Annotated in this window: 17 protein-coding genes; 11 read left to right on the top strand and 6 right to left on the bottom strand. The window is 71.5% G+C overall.

What is annotated here, in order from left to right:
• Window positions 1-69 precede the first annotated feature (69 nt).
• The 4 genes from ACIBI5_RS01895 to ACIBI5_RS01880 are packed head-to-tail and all read left to right on the top strand — an operon-like array spanning window position 70 to window position 1,900.
• The gene (locus ACIBI5_RS01895) at window positions 70-816 is read left to right on the top strand and encodes a hypothetical protein (RefSeq protein ID WP_397242176.1); all 747 of its coding nucleotides are present in this window, start codon (window positions 70-72) and stop codon (window positions 814-816) included.
• 51 nt (window positions 817-867) lie between these two features.
• Entirely contained in the window at window positions 868-1,038 is a 171-nt protein-coding gene (locus ACIBI5_RS01890) for a hypothetical protein (RefSeq protein ID WP_397242174.1), read from the top strand.
• The gene (locus ACIBI5_RS01885; RefSeq protein ID WP_397242172.1) at window positions 1,035-1,745 is read left to right on the top strand and encodes a tetratricopeptide repeat protein; all 711 of its coding nucleotides are present in this window, start codon (window positions 1,035-1,037) and stop codon (window positions 1,743-1,745) included. Before ACIBI5_RS01890 ends, ACIBI5_RS01885 begins: the two co-directional genes overlap by 4 nt.
• On the top strand, window positions 1,688-1,900 hold the full coding sequence (locus ACIBI5_RS01880; protein ID WP_397243761.1) for a tetratricopeptide repeat protein: 213 nt from the start codon (window positions 1,688-1,690) through the stop codon (window positions 1,898-1,900). Before ACIBI5_RS01885 ends, ACIBI5_RS01880 begins: the two co-directional genes overlap by 58 nt.
• Here the strand turns inward: ACIBI5_RS01880 and ppgK are convergent.
• Window positions 1,866-2,600, bottom strand: a complete 735-nt coding sequence (ppgK, locus tag ACIBI5_RS01875) for a polyphosphate--glucose phosphotransferase (protein WP_397242170.1) — start codon at window positions 2,598-2,600, stop codon at window positions 1,866-1,868. The genes ACIBI5_RS01880 and ppgK overlap by 35 nt on opposite strands.
• Before the next feature lie 90 nt (window positions 2,601-2,690).
• On the opposite strand from ppgK, the gene ACIBI5_RS01870 reads away from it, so the two are divergent.
• Window positions 2,691-3,803, top strand: coding sequence for a TIGR03118 family protein (locus ACIBI5_RS01870; protein WP_397242168.1), 1,113 nt, complete (start codon window positions 2,691-2,693; stop codon window positions 3,801-3,803).
• Window positions 3,804-3,970: 167 nt separating this feature from the next.
• The gene (locus ACIBI5_RS01865) at window positions 3,971-4,606 is read left to right on the top strand and encodes a TenA family protein (RefSeq protein ID WP_397242166.1); all 636 of its coding nucleotides are present in this window, start codon (window positions 3,971-3,973) and stop codon (window positions 4,604-4,606) included.
• On the opposite strand, the gene ACIBI5_RS01860 is transcribed toward ACIBI5_RS01865, so the two are convergent.
• The 3 genes from ACIBI5_RS01860 to ACIBI5_RS01850 are packed head-to-tail and all read right to left on the bottom strand — an operon-like array spanning window position 4,596 to window position 7,288.
• The gene (locus ACIBI5_RS01860) at window positions 4,596-5,174 is read right to left on the bottom strand and encodes an HAD family hydrolase (RefSeq protein ID WP_397242164.1); all 579 of its coding nucleotides are present in this window, start codon (window positions 5,172-5,174) and stop codon (window positions 4,596-4,598) included. The two genes, ACIBI5_RS01865 and ACIBI5_RS01860, sit on opposite strands and share 11 nt — an antisense overlap.
• Window positions 5,171-5,779 carry a response regulator gene (locus tag ACIBI5_RS01855; protein ID WP_397242162.1) on the bottom strand — a complete coding sequence of 203 codons (609 nt, stop codon included), beginning with the start codon at window positions 5,777-5,779 and terminating at the stop codon, window positions 5,171-5,173. The genes ACIBI5_RS01860 and ACIBI5_RS01855 overlap by 4 nt, the downstream gene beginning before the upstream one ends.
• A 9-nt stretch (window positions 5,780-5,788) precedes the next feature.
• Window positions 5,789-7,288 (bottom strand): carboxylesterase/lipase family protein, encoded by a 1,500-nt coding sequence (locus ACIBI5_RS01850; protein WP_397242160.1) that lies wholly within the window; start codon window positions 7,286-7,288, stop codon window positions 5,789-5,791.
• Window positions 7,289-7,406: 118 nt separating this feature from the next.
• Here ACIBI5_RS01850 and ACIBI5_RS01845 point away from each other — a divergent pair, with 118 nt between their 5' ends.
• A complete protein-coding gene (locus ACIBI5_RS01845) occupies window positions 7,407-8,225 on the top strand; it encodes a DUF4253 domain-containing protein (RefSeq protein ID WP_397242158.1) in 819 nt (272 codons plus the stop codon).
• A 66-nt stretch (window positions 8,226-8,291) separates the two neighbouring features.
• Here ACIBI5_RS01845 and ACIBI5_RS01840 read toward each other — a convergent pair whose 3' ends face one another.
• Both ACIBI5_RS01840 and ACIBI5_RS01835 read right to left on the bottom strand, forming a co-directional pair.
• On the bottom strand, window positions 8,292-9,119 hold the full coding sequence (locus tag ACIBI5_RS01840; protein WP_397242156.1) for an SAM-dependent methyltransferase: 828 nt from the start codon (window positions 9,117-9,119) through the stop codon (window positions 8,292-8,294).
• 314 nt (window positions 9,120-9,433) lie between these two features.
• Window positions 9,434-10,672: a Scr1 family TA system antitoxin-like transcriptional regulator gene (locus ACIBI5_RS01835; protein ID WP_397242154.1), complete on the bottom strand. Its 1,239-nt coding sequence runs from the start codon at window positions 10,670-10,672 to the stop codon at window positions 9,434-9,436.
• Between the two features lie 163 nt (window positions 10,673-10,835).
• On the opposite strand from ACIBI5_RS01835, the gene ACIBI5_RS01830 reads away from it, so the two are divergent.
• Genes ACIBI5_RS01830 through ACIBI5_RS01815 form a run of 4 tightly spaced genes read left to right on the top strand, consistent with a single transcriptional unit; the run spans window position 10,836 to window position 13,610 of the window.
• Window positions 10,836-11,549 (top strand): hypothetical protein, encoded by a 714-nt coding sequence (locus ACIBI5_RS01830; RefSeq protein WP_397242152.1) that lies wholly within the window; start codon window positions 10,836-10,838, stop codon window positions 11,547-11,549.
• Window positions 11,546-13,201: an MFS transporter gene (locus ACIBI5_RS01825; RefSeq protein WP_397242150.1), complete on the top strand. Its 1,656-nt coding sequence runs from the start codon at window positions 11,546-11,548 to the stop codon at window positions 13,199-13,201. Before ACIBI5_RS01830 ends, ACIBI5_RS01825 begins: the two co-directional genes overlap by 4 nt.
• 20 nt (window positions 13,202-13,221) lie before the next feature.
• Entirely contained in the window at window positions 13,222-13,410 is a 189-nt protein-coding gene (locus ACIBI5_RS01820) for a hypothetical protein (protein WP_184974744.1), read from the top strand.
• Window positions 13,407-13,610 carry a hypothetical protein gene (locus tag ACIBI5_RS01815; RefSeq protein ID WP_379609609.1) on the top strand — a complete coding sequence of 68 codons (204 nt, stop codon included), beginning with the start codon at window positions 13,407-13,409 and terminating at the stop codon, window positions 13,608-13,610. The genes ACIBI5_RS01820 and ACIBI5_RS01815 overlap by 4 nt, the downstream gene beginning before the upstream one ends.
• The last annotated feature ends 65 nt before the right edge of the window (window positions 13,611-13,675 follow it).

Here is a 13,675-nt window from a genome sequence, read left to right as displayed (position 1 = left end):
TGATCCCGAAGGATTTCTGGCCATATGGACGCGCCTCCTGACCGGTGACACGATCGGGACGGAGGTGCCATGCGACGTTCGGTCCGCCGCGTCCTGCGCGACGTCCGTGAACGCAGGAACCTCGACGCCTACGTGATCGCGGTCGTGGCGATCGTCTTCGCGGTGCTGACGCTGGTGGGGGAGGCCGTGGCCGAGCAGTACCGGTGGGCGGCGATCCTGGCCGGGATGGGCGTGCTGCTCCACCGGATCACCGTGCCCGACCGCTCGCACCCGCCGCTGGGCGACCGGGCCGACTTCGAGACGCATCCTCTGCGCGAGCGGCTCACGGACGCGAAGGAGGCGTGGCTGTTCGCCCCTTCCGGCATCAACCTGCTGTCCGAGGCCAACTGCGAGATCATCCGCCGGACCGTGCTGAGCCGTCCCGACGGCGTCTTCCGCGTCGTGCTCCTGGACCCGGAGGAACCGCACGCCGTCGACCTCGCCACCCGGCAGCTCGACGCCGGGCTGGAGTTCCCCTTGCAGAACCTGCCGGCGAGCATCGCGACCGCGCTCGACCGGCTGGCCGCGATGACGGACTGGCATGTGGCGGGCCGGGTGGAGTACGCCACTTTCTCCTACAATCCGGGATTCAGTATTCTCGCCGTCAATCCGGCGGGCGGCGACGGCACGGTGATCGTGGAACTCCACGGCGTCGGCAACCGGGCGACCGACCACCGTATGCACCTGGAATTGACCCGGCGCGCGCATGGGTACTGGTACCACTACTGGATTGAGCAGTTTGAGGGGATTTGGGACTCTTCAAGAGTGCTTGAATAGCGACCGAGAAAGGGACACCACATGGCCGCAGGGGGTTCTATGGGCGAGTCCATGCTCGTCGATCTGACCCATATCCCGTTCGACCGCCTGGCAACGGTGCCGGATGAGGTCCTGCACGAGTCTCTGGCCCGCCACCTGGCGACCGACCCCGCCAGCCGGCGATGGAACAAGAGCGACAAGGCCTGCCCGCAACCCGATCAACCTGGCCCGCGAGATCGGTGACCGGCGGCTACGCCCGGCATTCGCTGTCGCCCGCCGACCTGGCCGGGCTGGGCGCGGGCGAGGTCTCGCCCGCGCTCGCCGACACGCTCAAGCGGGCGATCGCCAGCAGGAACATCGCCCTGCGCTGCGGATCCGGCGACGCCGACGTCCTGCTGGCCGCCCTGCGCGGCACGTGGTACCAGCTCGGGCAGGACCAGATGATCGAGGTCGTACGGCGGGCCGGTGACGGGTTCGCCGAACCGGGACCGGCGGCCCGGGTGCCCGAAGACGCCGGGGTCTTCACCTCGGCCGCCGAGGCGGCCTTCGGCGAGGGCGACTTCACCGGCGCCCGCCGTCTGGCCTCCGTCGCCGCCAGCCGCTACCAACTGGAGGGCGACACCCGCAGACAGGCCCAGGCCATGGCGCTGCACGGCGAGATCGCGCTGGTGGAGGGCGACCTGACCGCGGCCAGGGAGAGCTTCAGGAGCGCGCTCAACGGCTTCGAGTCGCTGGCCGACCGGCTCTCCACGGCGCGGTCACTGTCGGCGCTGGCCAACGTGGTGGCCACCAGCGGCGACCACCGGGCGGCCGCCGACCTCTACCGGCAGGCCGTGGAGATCAACCGCACCGACGTCGAGGCCAGGACCGGGCGCGGTCAGGTCGCGTCGAACTGCGCCTTTACCCGCGCGCGCTCGACGACCTCGACCGTGCGCTCGCGCTCGGCCTGAACCCGGAGGGCGAGGCGGACGCCTGCTCGGCGCGGGCGCTGGCCCTCGCGGGTCTCGGGCGGCATGAGGAGGCGGCGGCCGCCATGGAGGCGGCCCTGCTGCTGGCGCCGGGCAGTCCGCTCACGCGGGAGCGTGCGGACCGCCTGCGCAGGTGAGGGCGGCGCCGATGATGCCCGCCTCGTTCTGCAACGCGGCGGGCACGATCGGGGTGTCGATCTTCACGTGCGGCAGGAACCGGTCGGCCTTCCTGCTGACGCCGCCGCCGATGATGAACAACGAGGGCGAGAACAACATCTCCACGTGCTTCAGGTAGGTCTCGACGCGTTCGGCCCAGTCCTTCCAGCCGAGGTCGTGCTCCTCGCGGGCGCGGTCGGAGGCGCGGTGCTCGGCGTCCTTGCCGTGCAGTTCGAGGTGGCCGAGTTCGGTGTTGGGCACGAGTGTGCCGTCGATGAACAGGGCGCTGCCGATCCCCGTGCCGAACGTCAGCATCAGGACGGTGCCCTTCCGCCCCCGGCCCTCTCCGAAGGCGAGTTCCGCCAAGCCGGCGGCGTCGGCGTCGTTGATCACCCGGGCGCCGTCGAACAACTCCGAGGCGTTGACGCCGACCCACGAGTGGTGGACGTTCGCGGCGGTCTTGACCACGCCGTCCATCACCACGCCGGGGAAGGTCACGCCGACCGGACCGGTCCAGCCGAAGTGCTCGACGATCTCGGCCACGGTCTCGGCCACGGCGGCGGGCTTGGCGGGCTGCGGCGTGGGGATGCGCAGGCGCTCCTTGGTGAGGCGCCCGGCGGCGACGTCCACCGGCGCGCCTTTGATCCCCGAGCCGCCGATATCAATGCCCAAAACTTCCATGTCTGTCCCATTCCCGGTCATAGCGAACGATGAACCAGTCTCCCGCCTCCCGCGTATCTCGCGTCACAAGCGCATATCAAGGAGGCACGGATGCGGCACCCCCATAGACGCGGCATCATCACGCTCGGTGCTGTCGCGGTCGTGCTGGGAGCTACCCTCACCACCCCGGCGCAATCCACCACCCCCCGCAACCGCTTCGACGTCGTCAACCTCGTCTCCGACGTCCGTGGCAAGGCCGCCGTCACCGATCCCAAGGTCGTCAACCCCTGGGGCCTCGCCATGGGCAAGACCCTGTGGGTCTCCAACACCGGGACCGGCACCGCCACCGTCTACTCGGGCAACGGCACGAAAGAGAAGACCGAGGTCGCCGTCCCCGGCGGCGCGCCCACCGGCCAGGTCGTCAACACCGGCGAGGGCTTCACCGTCAAGGGCGAGCCCGCCACGTTCATCTTCGCCAGCCCGAGCGGCGCCATCACCGGCTGGAACGCCGAGGCCGACCCCGCCAACGCGATCATCGCGGCGTTCACCCGGGGCGCCGACTACAAGGGCCTGGCCATGCTGGACAGCGACGACGGCTCGTTCCTGCTGGCCGCCGACTTCGCCGGTGGCCGTATCCACGCCTTCAACGAGGACTTCGAGCGGGTACGGCTCGGCCGCTCGCAGTTCCGCGACCGAGCCCTGCCCCGGAACTACCACCCGTTCAACGTGGCGGTCGCCAACGGCTCGGTGTGGGTCGCCTCGGTGCTGCGCGACCCCCAGACCGGCAAGGCGGTCCCCGGGCGCGGCAAGGGCTTCCTGAGCCGGTTCAGCCCCGACGGCAGGCTCACCGGCCGCATCGGGCGCGGCCCGCTCAACGCCCCGTGGGCGATCACCACGGCGCCGCGCGGCTTCGGCGCCCTGGCCGGATCGCTGCTGGTCGGCAACTTCGGCGACGGCACCGTCCACGCCTTCAGGAGCGGCCGCCACCTCGGCGCCCTGCGCGGCGCGAACGGCCGCCCGGTCGTCCTGCCCGGCCTGTGGGACCTGGAGCCCGGCACCGCGGCCACGGGCGGCGAGAACGCCGTGTGGTTCGCGGCCGGCATCGACGGCGCCAAGCACGGCCTGATCGGACTTCTCCGGCCGGCGGGCGCCCGCCCCGCCACACCCGCGCCCGTCGGCACCTCCACCCCGAAGCCGACGAAGACGACGGGAGGTGGTTACTAGGCCCTTCTCCAGCCCGGCGCGGGCGGCGCGGCCCGCGCCGCGGCGGTGATCTCCTCTGGTACGGAGTTCTGCACGCGCCGCACACCCCGCCCGGCCGGGCCCCGGCCGCGGCGGGGTTCGCGCGTCCCCCACGGCGTCCGCGCGCACGGGGTGTCTAGAGTCGCGGCATGAGTGATGAAGCCTTCAGTACGTGGCTGCGCGCCCAGTGCGCCGAGGAATGGGAGGCGGTGGCCGGGCACCCGTTCGCCGCCGCCATCACGACCGGCACCGCCGACATGCGGCACTACCTGGAGCAGGACTTCCTGTTCGTCGACTCCTTCACCGCCCTGCTCGGGGCGGCCGTCGCGAGCGCGGACACGTTCGCGGCCCGCGTGCCGTACGGGAAATTCCTGGGACAGGTCGCCACCACGGAGGAGAAGACCTATTTCCACCGGGCGCTGGCGGAGCTGAACGGCAGCACCGACGCGGCGCCGGAGCCGGTCACGGCCGAGTTCCGCGCGCTGATGGACGAGGTCAGGACCGCGCAGGACTATCCGCTGATCGTGGCTGTGCTGTGCGTGGCGGAGTGGAGCTATCTCGACTGGGCGGCGCGGGCGCAGGAGCCGCTGCCGGAGGGGTTCGTGCACCGGGAGTGGATCGAGCTGCACGAAGGGGCGGACTTCCGCGCCTGGGTGGGGTTCCTACGGGGGGAGCTCGACCGGCTCGGGCCCGAGCTCGGTGAGCGGCGCCGGGACGAGGTGCTCGCGGTCTTCCGGCGGGCGGTCTCCCTGGAACGGCGCTTCTTCGACATGGCTAGCGCGTGAGCGGTGCCAGGTCCGCGATGCCCCGGTAGTGGATGCCGGTCATGCCGATCGCCCGGGCGCCCTCGACGTTCTCCAGCCGGTCGTCGATGAACAGGCAGCGCCCGGGCGCCACCCCGGCCTGTTCGGCGGCGATCTCGTAGATGCGCCGGTCGGGCTTGGCGTGGCCGACCTTGGCGCTGCTGACCACGGCGTCGGCGAAGTAGGTGAGGCCGAGCCGGTCGAGGTGGGCGTCGAGGCTGTCCATGGCGTTGGTGACGATGATCAGCGGCATCCGCTCCTGGACCTTGGCCAGCACCGCCCTGACCTCCTCGTCGACCCAGAACGGCACCTCGGCGAACTCCTCCACGGCCTGCCTGGCTCTCTCGTGGCCGCCCAGCTCGGCGGCGACGGCCTCGACCCACTGCCGCTCGGTGATCCGGCCCAGCGTGGCGGGCAGGAGGAGGTCGGACCGGAACGCGGTCTTGATCAGGGGCAGGCCGTAGCGGGCCTCGATGTCGGCCTGGGCGGCCTCGTCGAAGATCCGGAGGACTCCATCGAGGTCGCTCAGTACCGCGTCAAAGGTCGTCACAACCAACCATTGTGCCGTGCCAGCTGGGCCGCTTCGATCCGGTTCCTGGTGTGGGTCTTGCCGATGGCCGAGGACAGGTGGTTGCGTACCGTGCTCTCCGACAGGTGCAGCCGGGCGGCCACGTCGGCGATGGTGGCGCCGTCGAGCGCGGCGGCCAGCACGTCGCGCTCGCGGTCGGTGAGCGGGCTCGGCCCGGCGTGCAGGGCGGCGGCGGCCAGCGCCGGGTCGACGATCCGCTCCCCCGCCACCGCCCGCCTGATCGCCGCGGCCAGTTCTTCCACCGGCCCGTCCTTGACCAGGAAGCCGGCGGCGCCCGCCTCCATCGCCCTGCGCAGGTACCCGGGCCGGGCGAAGGTGGTCAGGACCAGCACCGCGCAGCCGGGCAGCGCCGCCCGCAGCTCGGGCAGGACCTCCAGCCCGCTGCGGCCGGGCAGCTCGACGTCCAACAGCGCCACGTCCGGCGCGTGCTCCAGGGCCGCCGCGACGATCTCCGGGCCCGTCGGCACCTGGGCCACGATCTCCAGGTCGTCCTCCAGGCCGAGCAGGAGCGCCAGGGCGTCGCGCATCATGCCCTGGTCCTCGGCGATCAGCACGCGCACGGTCATGGGTCCACGCTAGTTCCAGAACGCCAGCCGGTGTTCGGCGGCGTAGTCGATGGGGCGGATCCTGCCCGGCTCCAGCGACAGGGTGCCGCCCTTGAGCTTGGGCCAGGCGGGCAGGCCGGCGCCGTTCGGGTCACCGGTGCGGGCGAAGTTCGTCCAGTAGGAGAGCATCTGGCCGGAGAGCTTCTTCTGGGCCGGGCTCAGCTTCGCGCTCTTCTCGGGAAACAGGTACGGCAGGTCGCCCGCGTGGTAGGCGCCCAGGTCGAAGTCGGCGTTGATGGGCAGGAACATCGGCGCGTCCCGGTCGGCGAACTCGAAGCCGTAGACAGGGGTCCGCCTGGCCAGCAGGGTGTTCTGGGCGTGGGTGCCGCGGGCCCACACGCGGTCGGTCATGACGGCGGCCCAGGCCACGGCGGGCTTGCCGTACCTCTTGAGCGGGTATTCCTTGGCGACCTCGGCCGTGCGCTCGCCGAACGTCTCCTTCAGTGCCTGCGGGTAGGCGATCTTGCCGCGCATGGCGGCGAAGATGCGGTGCTCGTCCTTGGTGGCGCCGGCCAGCACGGGCACGCGATGGAAGCGGCCCTTCTCGATGGCCTTGGAGGGGATCTCGGGCAGGACGGCGTTGCCGTAGGCGTAGGACTGGAAGACGTTCATGATCTGCGGGACGGAGAGGATCTTCTTCACCGGCAGCCCCTTGAGGCAGGCCAGGTCGGCGCAGCCGAGCTGCTTGGCGTAGATCTGGCCGACCGCCTCGATCTGGGCCGCCGGGCGCCAGGCGTAGGACGGCTGGGCCTCCAGGCCGGGGATCATGCTGCCCGCCGGCATGTCCATCATGGTCTCGCCGCTCTGCATGGCGGCCCGCTGGAACAGGCCCTTGGCGCCCGGCGAGGTGAGGTGGCCGCCGATGGCCAGCGCGCCGAACGAGATGCCGAACACCGTGACGTTGCCGGGGTCGCCGCCGAAGGCCGCCGCGTTGCGGCGTACCCAGCGCAGCGCCTCCTGCTGGTCCTGCAGGCCGTAGGTGCCGCCGTCGCGCAGGCCCGGGTAGCCGAACCCGCTGAACACCCCGAGCCGGTAGTTGATCGTGACGACGACCGCGTCCCCCGCGGCGGCGATCGCCCTGGCGTTGGAGTAGTGGCCGGCGCCGAGCGCGCCGTCGCCGTGGATCCACACCATGACCGGCCGCTTGGCGCCCTTCCTGGCCGGGGTGGTGACGTTCAGGAACAGGCAGTCCTCGTTCTCACTGGTGATCTTGGCGTAGTCGGACCCGACCTGCGGGCACGGGCTGCCCGGTTTGGTGGCGTCCTGGACGCCCTTCCAGGCCGCGGTGGGTCTCGGGGAGTCCCAGCGCGGCGCGGTGGCGTAGCGGATCCCCTCGAACAGGCGGTGCTGCCCGTCCTCCTTCCCGCGCACCGCGCCCTTGTCGGTGGTGACGACCGTGTCGGTGGCGGCCGCCGTGCGCGCGTCGGCGCATCCGGTCAGCAGTACGGCTGCCGCGAGCAGAATCTTCATGCGTCCAACGGTGCCGATCTCCGCCCCTGCCCCGGAAGGAACGTCGATCCAGGATCGCCCAGGACAAATGTCCTGCCGCTCGAAGCGATGTCGGCGTTCGGCACTACCATCTCCGTCGATGGGCGTGAATGATCTGCGGCTGCCACAGGAGCTGCGCCAGCTGTTCACCGACGGCGGCATAGGGCGCACCCTGGCCGTCGGCATGCCCGCGGGCGAGCTGGTCTGGCCCGATCCGGGGTTCGCCCGGAAGGCCGCCAGGCCGGCGTTCTGGATGAGCGAGGAGCCCGTCGGCGGCGCGCTGTGGTCGGCCTTCCGCGCCGAGCACGCCCGCAGCGGCTTATGGCCGGTGCTGCTCGACGAGTCGGCCCAGGCGTGGGCGGCGGGCCAGGTGGTGCCCGACGACGCCGGTCAGATCGAGCACTTCACCGCCGAGGGCTTCATGGCCGAGGTCTGGCAGGAGTGGGTGGCGCAGATGCCGTCCGAGGCGCTGAGCGAGCTGGAGCCCTTCGGGGCGCTCTGCCCGGGGCTGGCGCCGCCCGGCGTGCTGGTGGCCGAGCCCGGCGCGGTCGCCGACTGGTACGCGGGCGAACTGGCGGTGCGCGGCATGCCGATGGGCCTGGCCGCGGTCGACCGGGGCGCCGACGCGCTGGCCGTCATGGGCTGGCAGGGCGCGCTGCACCACAACGAGTGGATGGTCCCGCTGGCCGCCGTGATCCGCAGCTGGGAGGACCGCTTCGGCGCCCGTGTGGTGAGCTTAGGCTTCAACACCCTCGAACTCAGCGTGGCCGCGCCGCCCGGGGACGTCGAGCATGCCCTGCACGTGGCGGCCGAGCACTGGACCTTCTGCCCGGACAACGTGGTGCAGGGGGCCGGCGACCTGATCGGCTACGCGGAGCAGCTGGTCGGCGGCCATGCCTGGTCGTTCTGGTGGGACTGACCCCAGGGGCCTCTCCTCCTTCCTGCCGGCCGGGGGTACGGCGGGCGCCGCACCCCCGGCCGGTGTTCAGTGCAAGACGGCGAGCGCCCCGTAGTTGCCCGAGGACTCCGGTGGAATGGGGCCGCAATGGTCGTCAGGACGCCATTGCGAGACCCACGCCAGGCCGGGGTCGACCAGGTCGAGGCCGTCCAGGACGGCTGCCAGGCGTTCGCGGTCGCGGGTCGCGTAGCCGGGCAGGGTCATGGCGATCAGGTCGTAGACGGCGGGCAGCAACTCGGCGGGTATGCCGTCAAGGGTGGCCTGGAGGAGCCCCAGATGGCTGCCGGGTGGCCCGGCCTGTCCGAGGCGTTTGAGCACATATCTGAACTCCTCGTCGTCCAGGATGCTGTGTCCTGAGACGACCAGGATGCCCACCGGCCGATCCCAGTCGATGAACGTGCTCACGATCCGGTCGCCGAGCAACGCGTCGATCTCCCGGGCCTCTCCTTCGACGACGCGCACCAGGTCGGTGATCGGTTCGATAGTCGCGTGCGCGTTGGCCAGGATCATCGGGTCGGATTCGGCGTAGACCACGCGAGCGCTGGGGGTGAGCGGATGAGCTCGGGCGACGTCGTGGAGGAGGCGTCCGGCCGGCAGGCCGCCGGGGACGCCGCTGCCGATCACCAGGTGCTGGTCGGTTCCCACCGACGACAGATAGCGGATGACTCGGGCCAGGAAGGCGTGGACTTCCCTGGCGGCGGTTGCGCTCACGGCGGCGGCGCTGTCGTAGCGTCGGACGGCGTCTCGGTCAGCGAAGAAGTTGTTCTTTCCTCCGGCTGCCGCGTCTAGGACTCGGGTCGGCGTGGCTTTCTCTGTTACGAGATTGGCCAGGTTTCGGATGGCGCGTTGACGCATTGAGTGTGGGCCCTTTCCCCTCGCCACAAACAATCACGGGAAAGTTGGCACCTGACCCCACGCGGTGACCGAAGTCAATAATGATCCATAATCGCCGTGGTCTGGCAATAGCTATTTCGGGAAATACTTCTTTTTTGTTTGGGCGTCCGGAGAAGCCTCGGAAAACCCCTGGTAGAAGCCCTCTCAGCGCGGGCCCGGCCCATACCGGACAGGCCTGTTTACGCGGGCCCCGCACCGGACAAGCGCGGCGGCCCCCTCCGGCGCCCCGGCGGACCCCCTGCCCGAAACCCGGCCCGACGACGCACACAGCGTGATCAGGGGCCGAGGCGCTGGCGGTGGGCGTAGAGCAGGTCGAGCGTCTCGTCGCGGGTCGTGGTGATCACCGAGAGCTTGGCGAACGCCTGATGGTAGACCTCGATCGAGGTCGTGTCGGTGACCAGCTCGTCGGACTCGATCCAGTGGGCGCAGGCCAGGTCCGGCTCGTACGGCTCGGCGAACCGCCACAACGTGAACGGCCCGGTCCTCGGCAGGTACGCCGGGTCGGTGATCGGCGCGATGTGGATCGACACGTTGGGCCGCTTGGCGTGCTGGATCAGCGCGTCGAGCTGCGCCGCCTGAATGTCCTCCCCGGCGATCGAGCGCATGAGGGCGCTCTCGTCGACCACGGCCCAGAAGACGGGCCCGTCGGGCCTGGTCAGCAGCGCCTGCCGGGTCAGCAGCACCTGGACGGCGTCGTCGACGGAGGTCAGGCCGGGCGTGGCCAGGCCGGCCACCTGGATGGCGGCCCTGGCGTAGAGCTCGGTCTGCAGCAGGGGCGGGACGATCTGGGTCTGGTAGGTCCTGATGACCGAGGCCCGCTCCTCCAGCGCGTAGGCGGTGGCCGCCAGCGGCGAGACGGTGCTGGCGTCGTACCAGGACGGCTCGCGTTCGCCTCTGGCCAGCGTCATCAGGTGCTCGCGCAGGTGCGGGGCGGCCACGCCGTACAGGGAGAGCATGCGGGCGACGGTCGCGGGCGCGGGGGCGAGCTTGCCCTCCTCGATCGCGGCGACGGCGGCCACGCCGCGGCCGAGCGCGAACTCCACGTCGGCGGGCGACATGCGGGCGGCCACCCGCAGGCCGCGCAGGCGGTCGGCGAGCGCGGTCACGGCGATGTCGCTCAGCCTGGCGGCGTCGGGCAGGTCGTTGGTCGCGGTTCTGGCGGGCAGGCCCTCGGCGCGGCGGGCGATGTCGACGACGTCGCGCAGCAGGTCGAGCGAGCCCTCGGACAGGCCCGAGGCGGAGGCGCCGATCGCGGCGGCGCGCAGCTGCAGGTCCTGCATGGCTCCGGACTCCAGATAGTCCTCACCGAGGAGCCACCCGACACTCACCTGAAGGTAACTGGCCAGGGCCTGGAGCACCTGCAGCGTCGGGTTGGTCTGCTTGCCCGTGCGCAGCTGGCTGACGTAGGCCCGGGTGATCGGGATGCCGGCGGTCGTCAAGGCGGCGGCCACCTGAGCACCCGTGTATCCGCGCTTGCTCAGCGCGTGATCGAGTCGCTCAGCGAAATTTGCCACCAAACCTCCCGTCGGGAGCGGACTGACCACAGCGTAAAGGAAGGCCCCCTGACCTGCGTAATCTTCCCATGACGAAAGTGACAGTTGACACGCTAGAACACATCTGAGCACTATCAAAACCGTATCTGATAACTGCCACTTAACAACGAGAGGTGGCCGGGTCGTGATCCAGGGCAGCTCGTGGTTCGTCAGAGACCAGACCGGACAGGGCGCGCAGGCCCTCGCCATCCAGCAGATCTGCGTTCGGATAGCCGGTCCTGAAGCCCGGATACGCACCGCCGACCTGCCCTTGGGCGGCGTCCAGGTGTGGGCGGAGCCCGATTCGTGCGCTCATGACCGGCTCTGGGCCGTCCACCACCGGATGGCCCGCGAGATCGGCCTGGCCGGATGGCACACCGAGGTCGGCTCCGACCGGCTGCTCGTGCTCGGCTGGAGCGCGCCCGCGCTCGACCACCGCGCCCGTGTGCTGCGCAACGCGCTGGAACACCGGCTCGACGACCATGAAAGGACCGCCTCGCTGGCGCTCAGGACCGCCGCCCGGCTGCTGTGCCACCCCGGCGCCGACCCGGCCGACATCGCCGCGCAGACCCTGGACCGCGTGGCGCGGGACCTGCGCTGGCCGGCCAGGCTCGCCGTACTCGGGGAACTGGAACGCACCTCCACCGTCGAACCGCTCAGGATCAGGCTCGCCCAGGTGACCGGCCTCGAGGAACGCGTGCGCCGGCGCTGCGCCGAACACCTGGACATCGCCCTGCGGGCCATCCGCACCCTGGCGGGACTCTCCGCCCCGCCCCCGGAACCGCAACCCGAGACCCGCCTGGTGGGCACCGCGGAGCGCCTGGTCGCTGCGACCGTTCCCAATCGGAGTCCCCAATGACGCTCACGCCCATCCGTGAGCACGTCACGCTCCCGCCGGCGGCCAAGAAGGCCGCCGAGAAGAAACCCAGGAAGCGGCGGCGCCCGCACCGCCACCGCGCCCGCCGTGGCTACGTCCTGCTGCGCCTGGTCGCCGCCGGCGCCGTCGTGGCGATCATGGCGGACAGCACGGCGACGACGCTGGCCGTACCGCTGCTGAGCGCCGATCCCATGACGGCGGGGCTGCCCCTCGCCGAGATCACGTGGGTGAGCACGGGGAACTTCGCGGCGGTCGCCGCGCTGCTGGCGACGGCGGGCCGCTTCGCCGACCTGCTCGGCCGGCGCAGCGTGCTCGCGCTCGGCCTCCTGATCTACGGCCTCGGCGCCACCGCGGTGATCCTGGCGCCCGCCTGGCACATTCTGCTCGCCGGGCGGCTCGCAGAGGGCCTGGGCGCCGCGATGATGTTCCCCGCGTCGCTGGGGCTGCTGCTCGGCGAGCTCCCTCCCGCGCGCCGTGCCGGGGCGGTCGCGCTGTGGGGCGCGTCCTCCGGGATCGGCGCGCTCGCCCTGCAGGGCGGGGGTGGCTGGCTCATGGAGGCGTACGGCTGGCGCGGCCTGTACCTGCCCGGGGCGATCCTGGCGGGCCTGCTGCTGTGCCTCACCATCCGCCTGCCACGTTCCCGCGGCAGCAATCGCCGCATCCCCGACATACTCGGCGCCTTCGCCCTCGTCGGCGCCATCGCCAGCGCCGTGATCGCCGTCTCCCGCGGCGACGTGTGGGGCTGGACCTCCGACCGGACCCTGATCTGCGCCGGAGCGGCGGTGGTGCTGCTGGGCGCGGCACTGGCCACCTCGTGGCGGCACCCGGCCGGGGCGATCGACATGGGGTTGTGGCGGCGGCCCGGGTTCCTGTGGGGCGGCAGCGCGTCGTTCCTCTACGGCGCGCTGTCGTTCATCGTGCTCGCGACAGGTCCGCTCTACCTGCGCGAAAGCGGGTTCGACACCATACAGATCGGCTGGTGGCTGACGCCGATCTCGATCGCGATGATCGTGGCCAGCCCGATGGCCACGCTGGCCAGCCGCCGGCTCAGCCTCAACGGCGTCATCTACCTGGGCGCGCTGATCCTCGGCGGCGGCTGCGCCCTGCTGCTGGCCCAGCCGTCGCCCACGATGTGGAGCCTGCTGGGCGCGGTCCTGCTCGGCAGCGGCTTCGGCCTGCTGTCGACTGGAACGTTCACCGCGGGCACGATCGCCGCCGAACCGACCCAGTACGCGGCGGCGGTCGGCGCGATCAACACGGCCAGGATGCTCGGCGGCGCCATCGGCGTGGCCGCCGCCTCCGTGCTGATCGAGCACCCGTTCCTGAGCGGGCCCGCCCCGGGGTTCGCCTCCGTCTTCACCACCTGCCTCGGGATCACGGCGATCATCGGGACGGCCGCGCTGGTGCGGGTCGCCCGCGGGGCCGGCCGGACTCCCATGCCCGGAGTGCTCGCCCTCGAAGAGGAGGTGGCGATGCTGCGCCACCTGCTCGCCGAACTGCGCGCCAGCTTCATCCAGGTCCGTGCCGAGGCCGAGGAGGAGCTGGCCAGGTTCGGCATCCACGATCCGTCCGGAGTCCGGGTTGGCTGGCCACCTGGCGTCCCCGGGCAGCGGCAACCCTCTGACCAGCGCTGAACCCCCCGTAGGAGCACTCCATGCACGACGACGACGAACCCCGCCGGCCGTACCAGCACCCCTACCAGAACCCCGACGAGACGCCCACCGACGGCATGCCCGCGCTGTCGGCGGCGACCGCACGCACCGTCCACCGGCTGCGCCACATCCGACAGGTGTCCGACCTGGCCATCAACGTGATCGACCAGGCTCTGGAGCGCGCGTCGTGAGCGCCCGCCGCAAGCTCACCGTCACGGTGGAGCCGGGCTTCACCGGCGAGCAGCAGGACGAGCTGGCCGCGCGGATCGGCGGGGCGGCCCGCGAGGTGCTCGGCCGCGGCGCCCGGGTCGAGGTGGACGCCGAGCCCCCGATGGACGCCCGTGCCCGTCGCGAGGCGGCGATCCGCGCCGCGTCGTGGTCGGGCTGCTGATGACCGCCCCGACGCTGTTACCCCGGACCGCTCCGGTGCCCTCCTGGGGCAGCACGGTGCTCGTC

This window comes from Nonomuraea sp. NPDC050540 (assembly GCF_044457485.1).
GTDB lineage: Bacteria > Actinomycetota > Actinomycetes > Streptosporangiales > Streptosporangiaceae > Nonomuraea.
The sequence above is the reverse complement of the archived record's forward strand: the minus strand, read 5'-3'. Positions and strand labels throughout refer to the sequence as shown.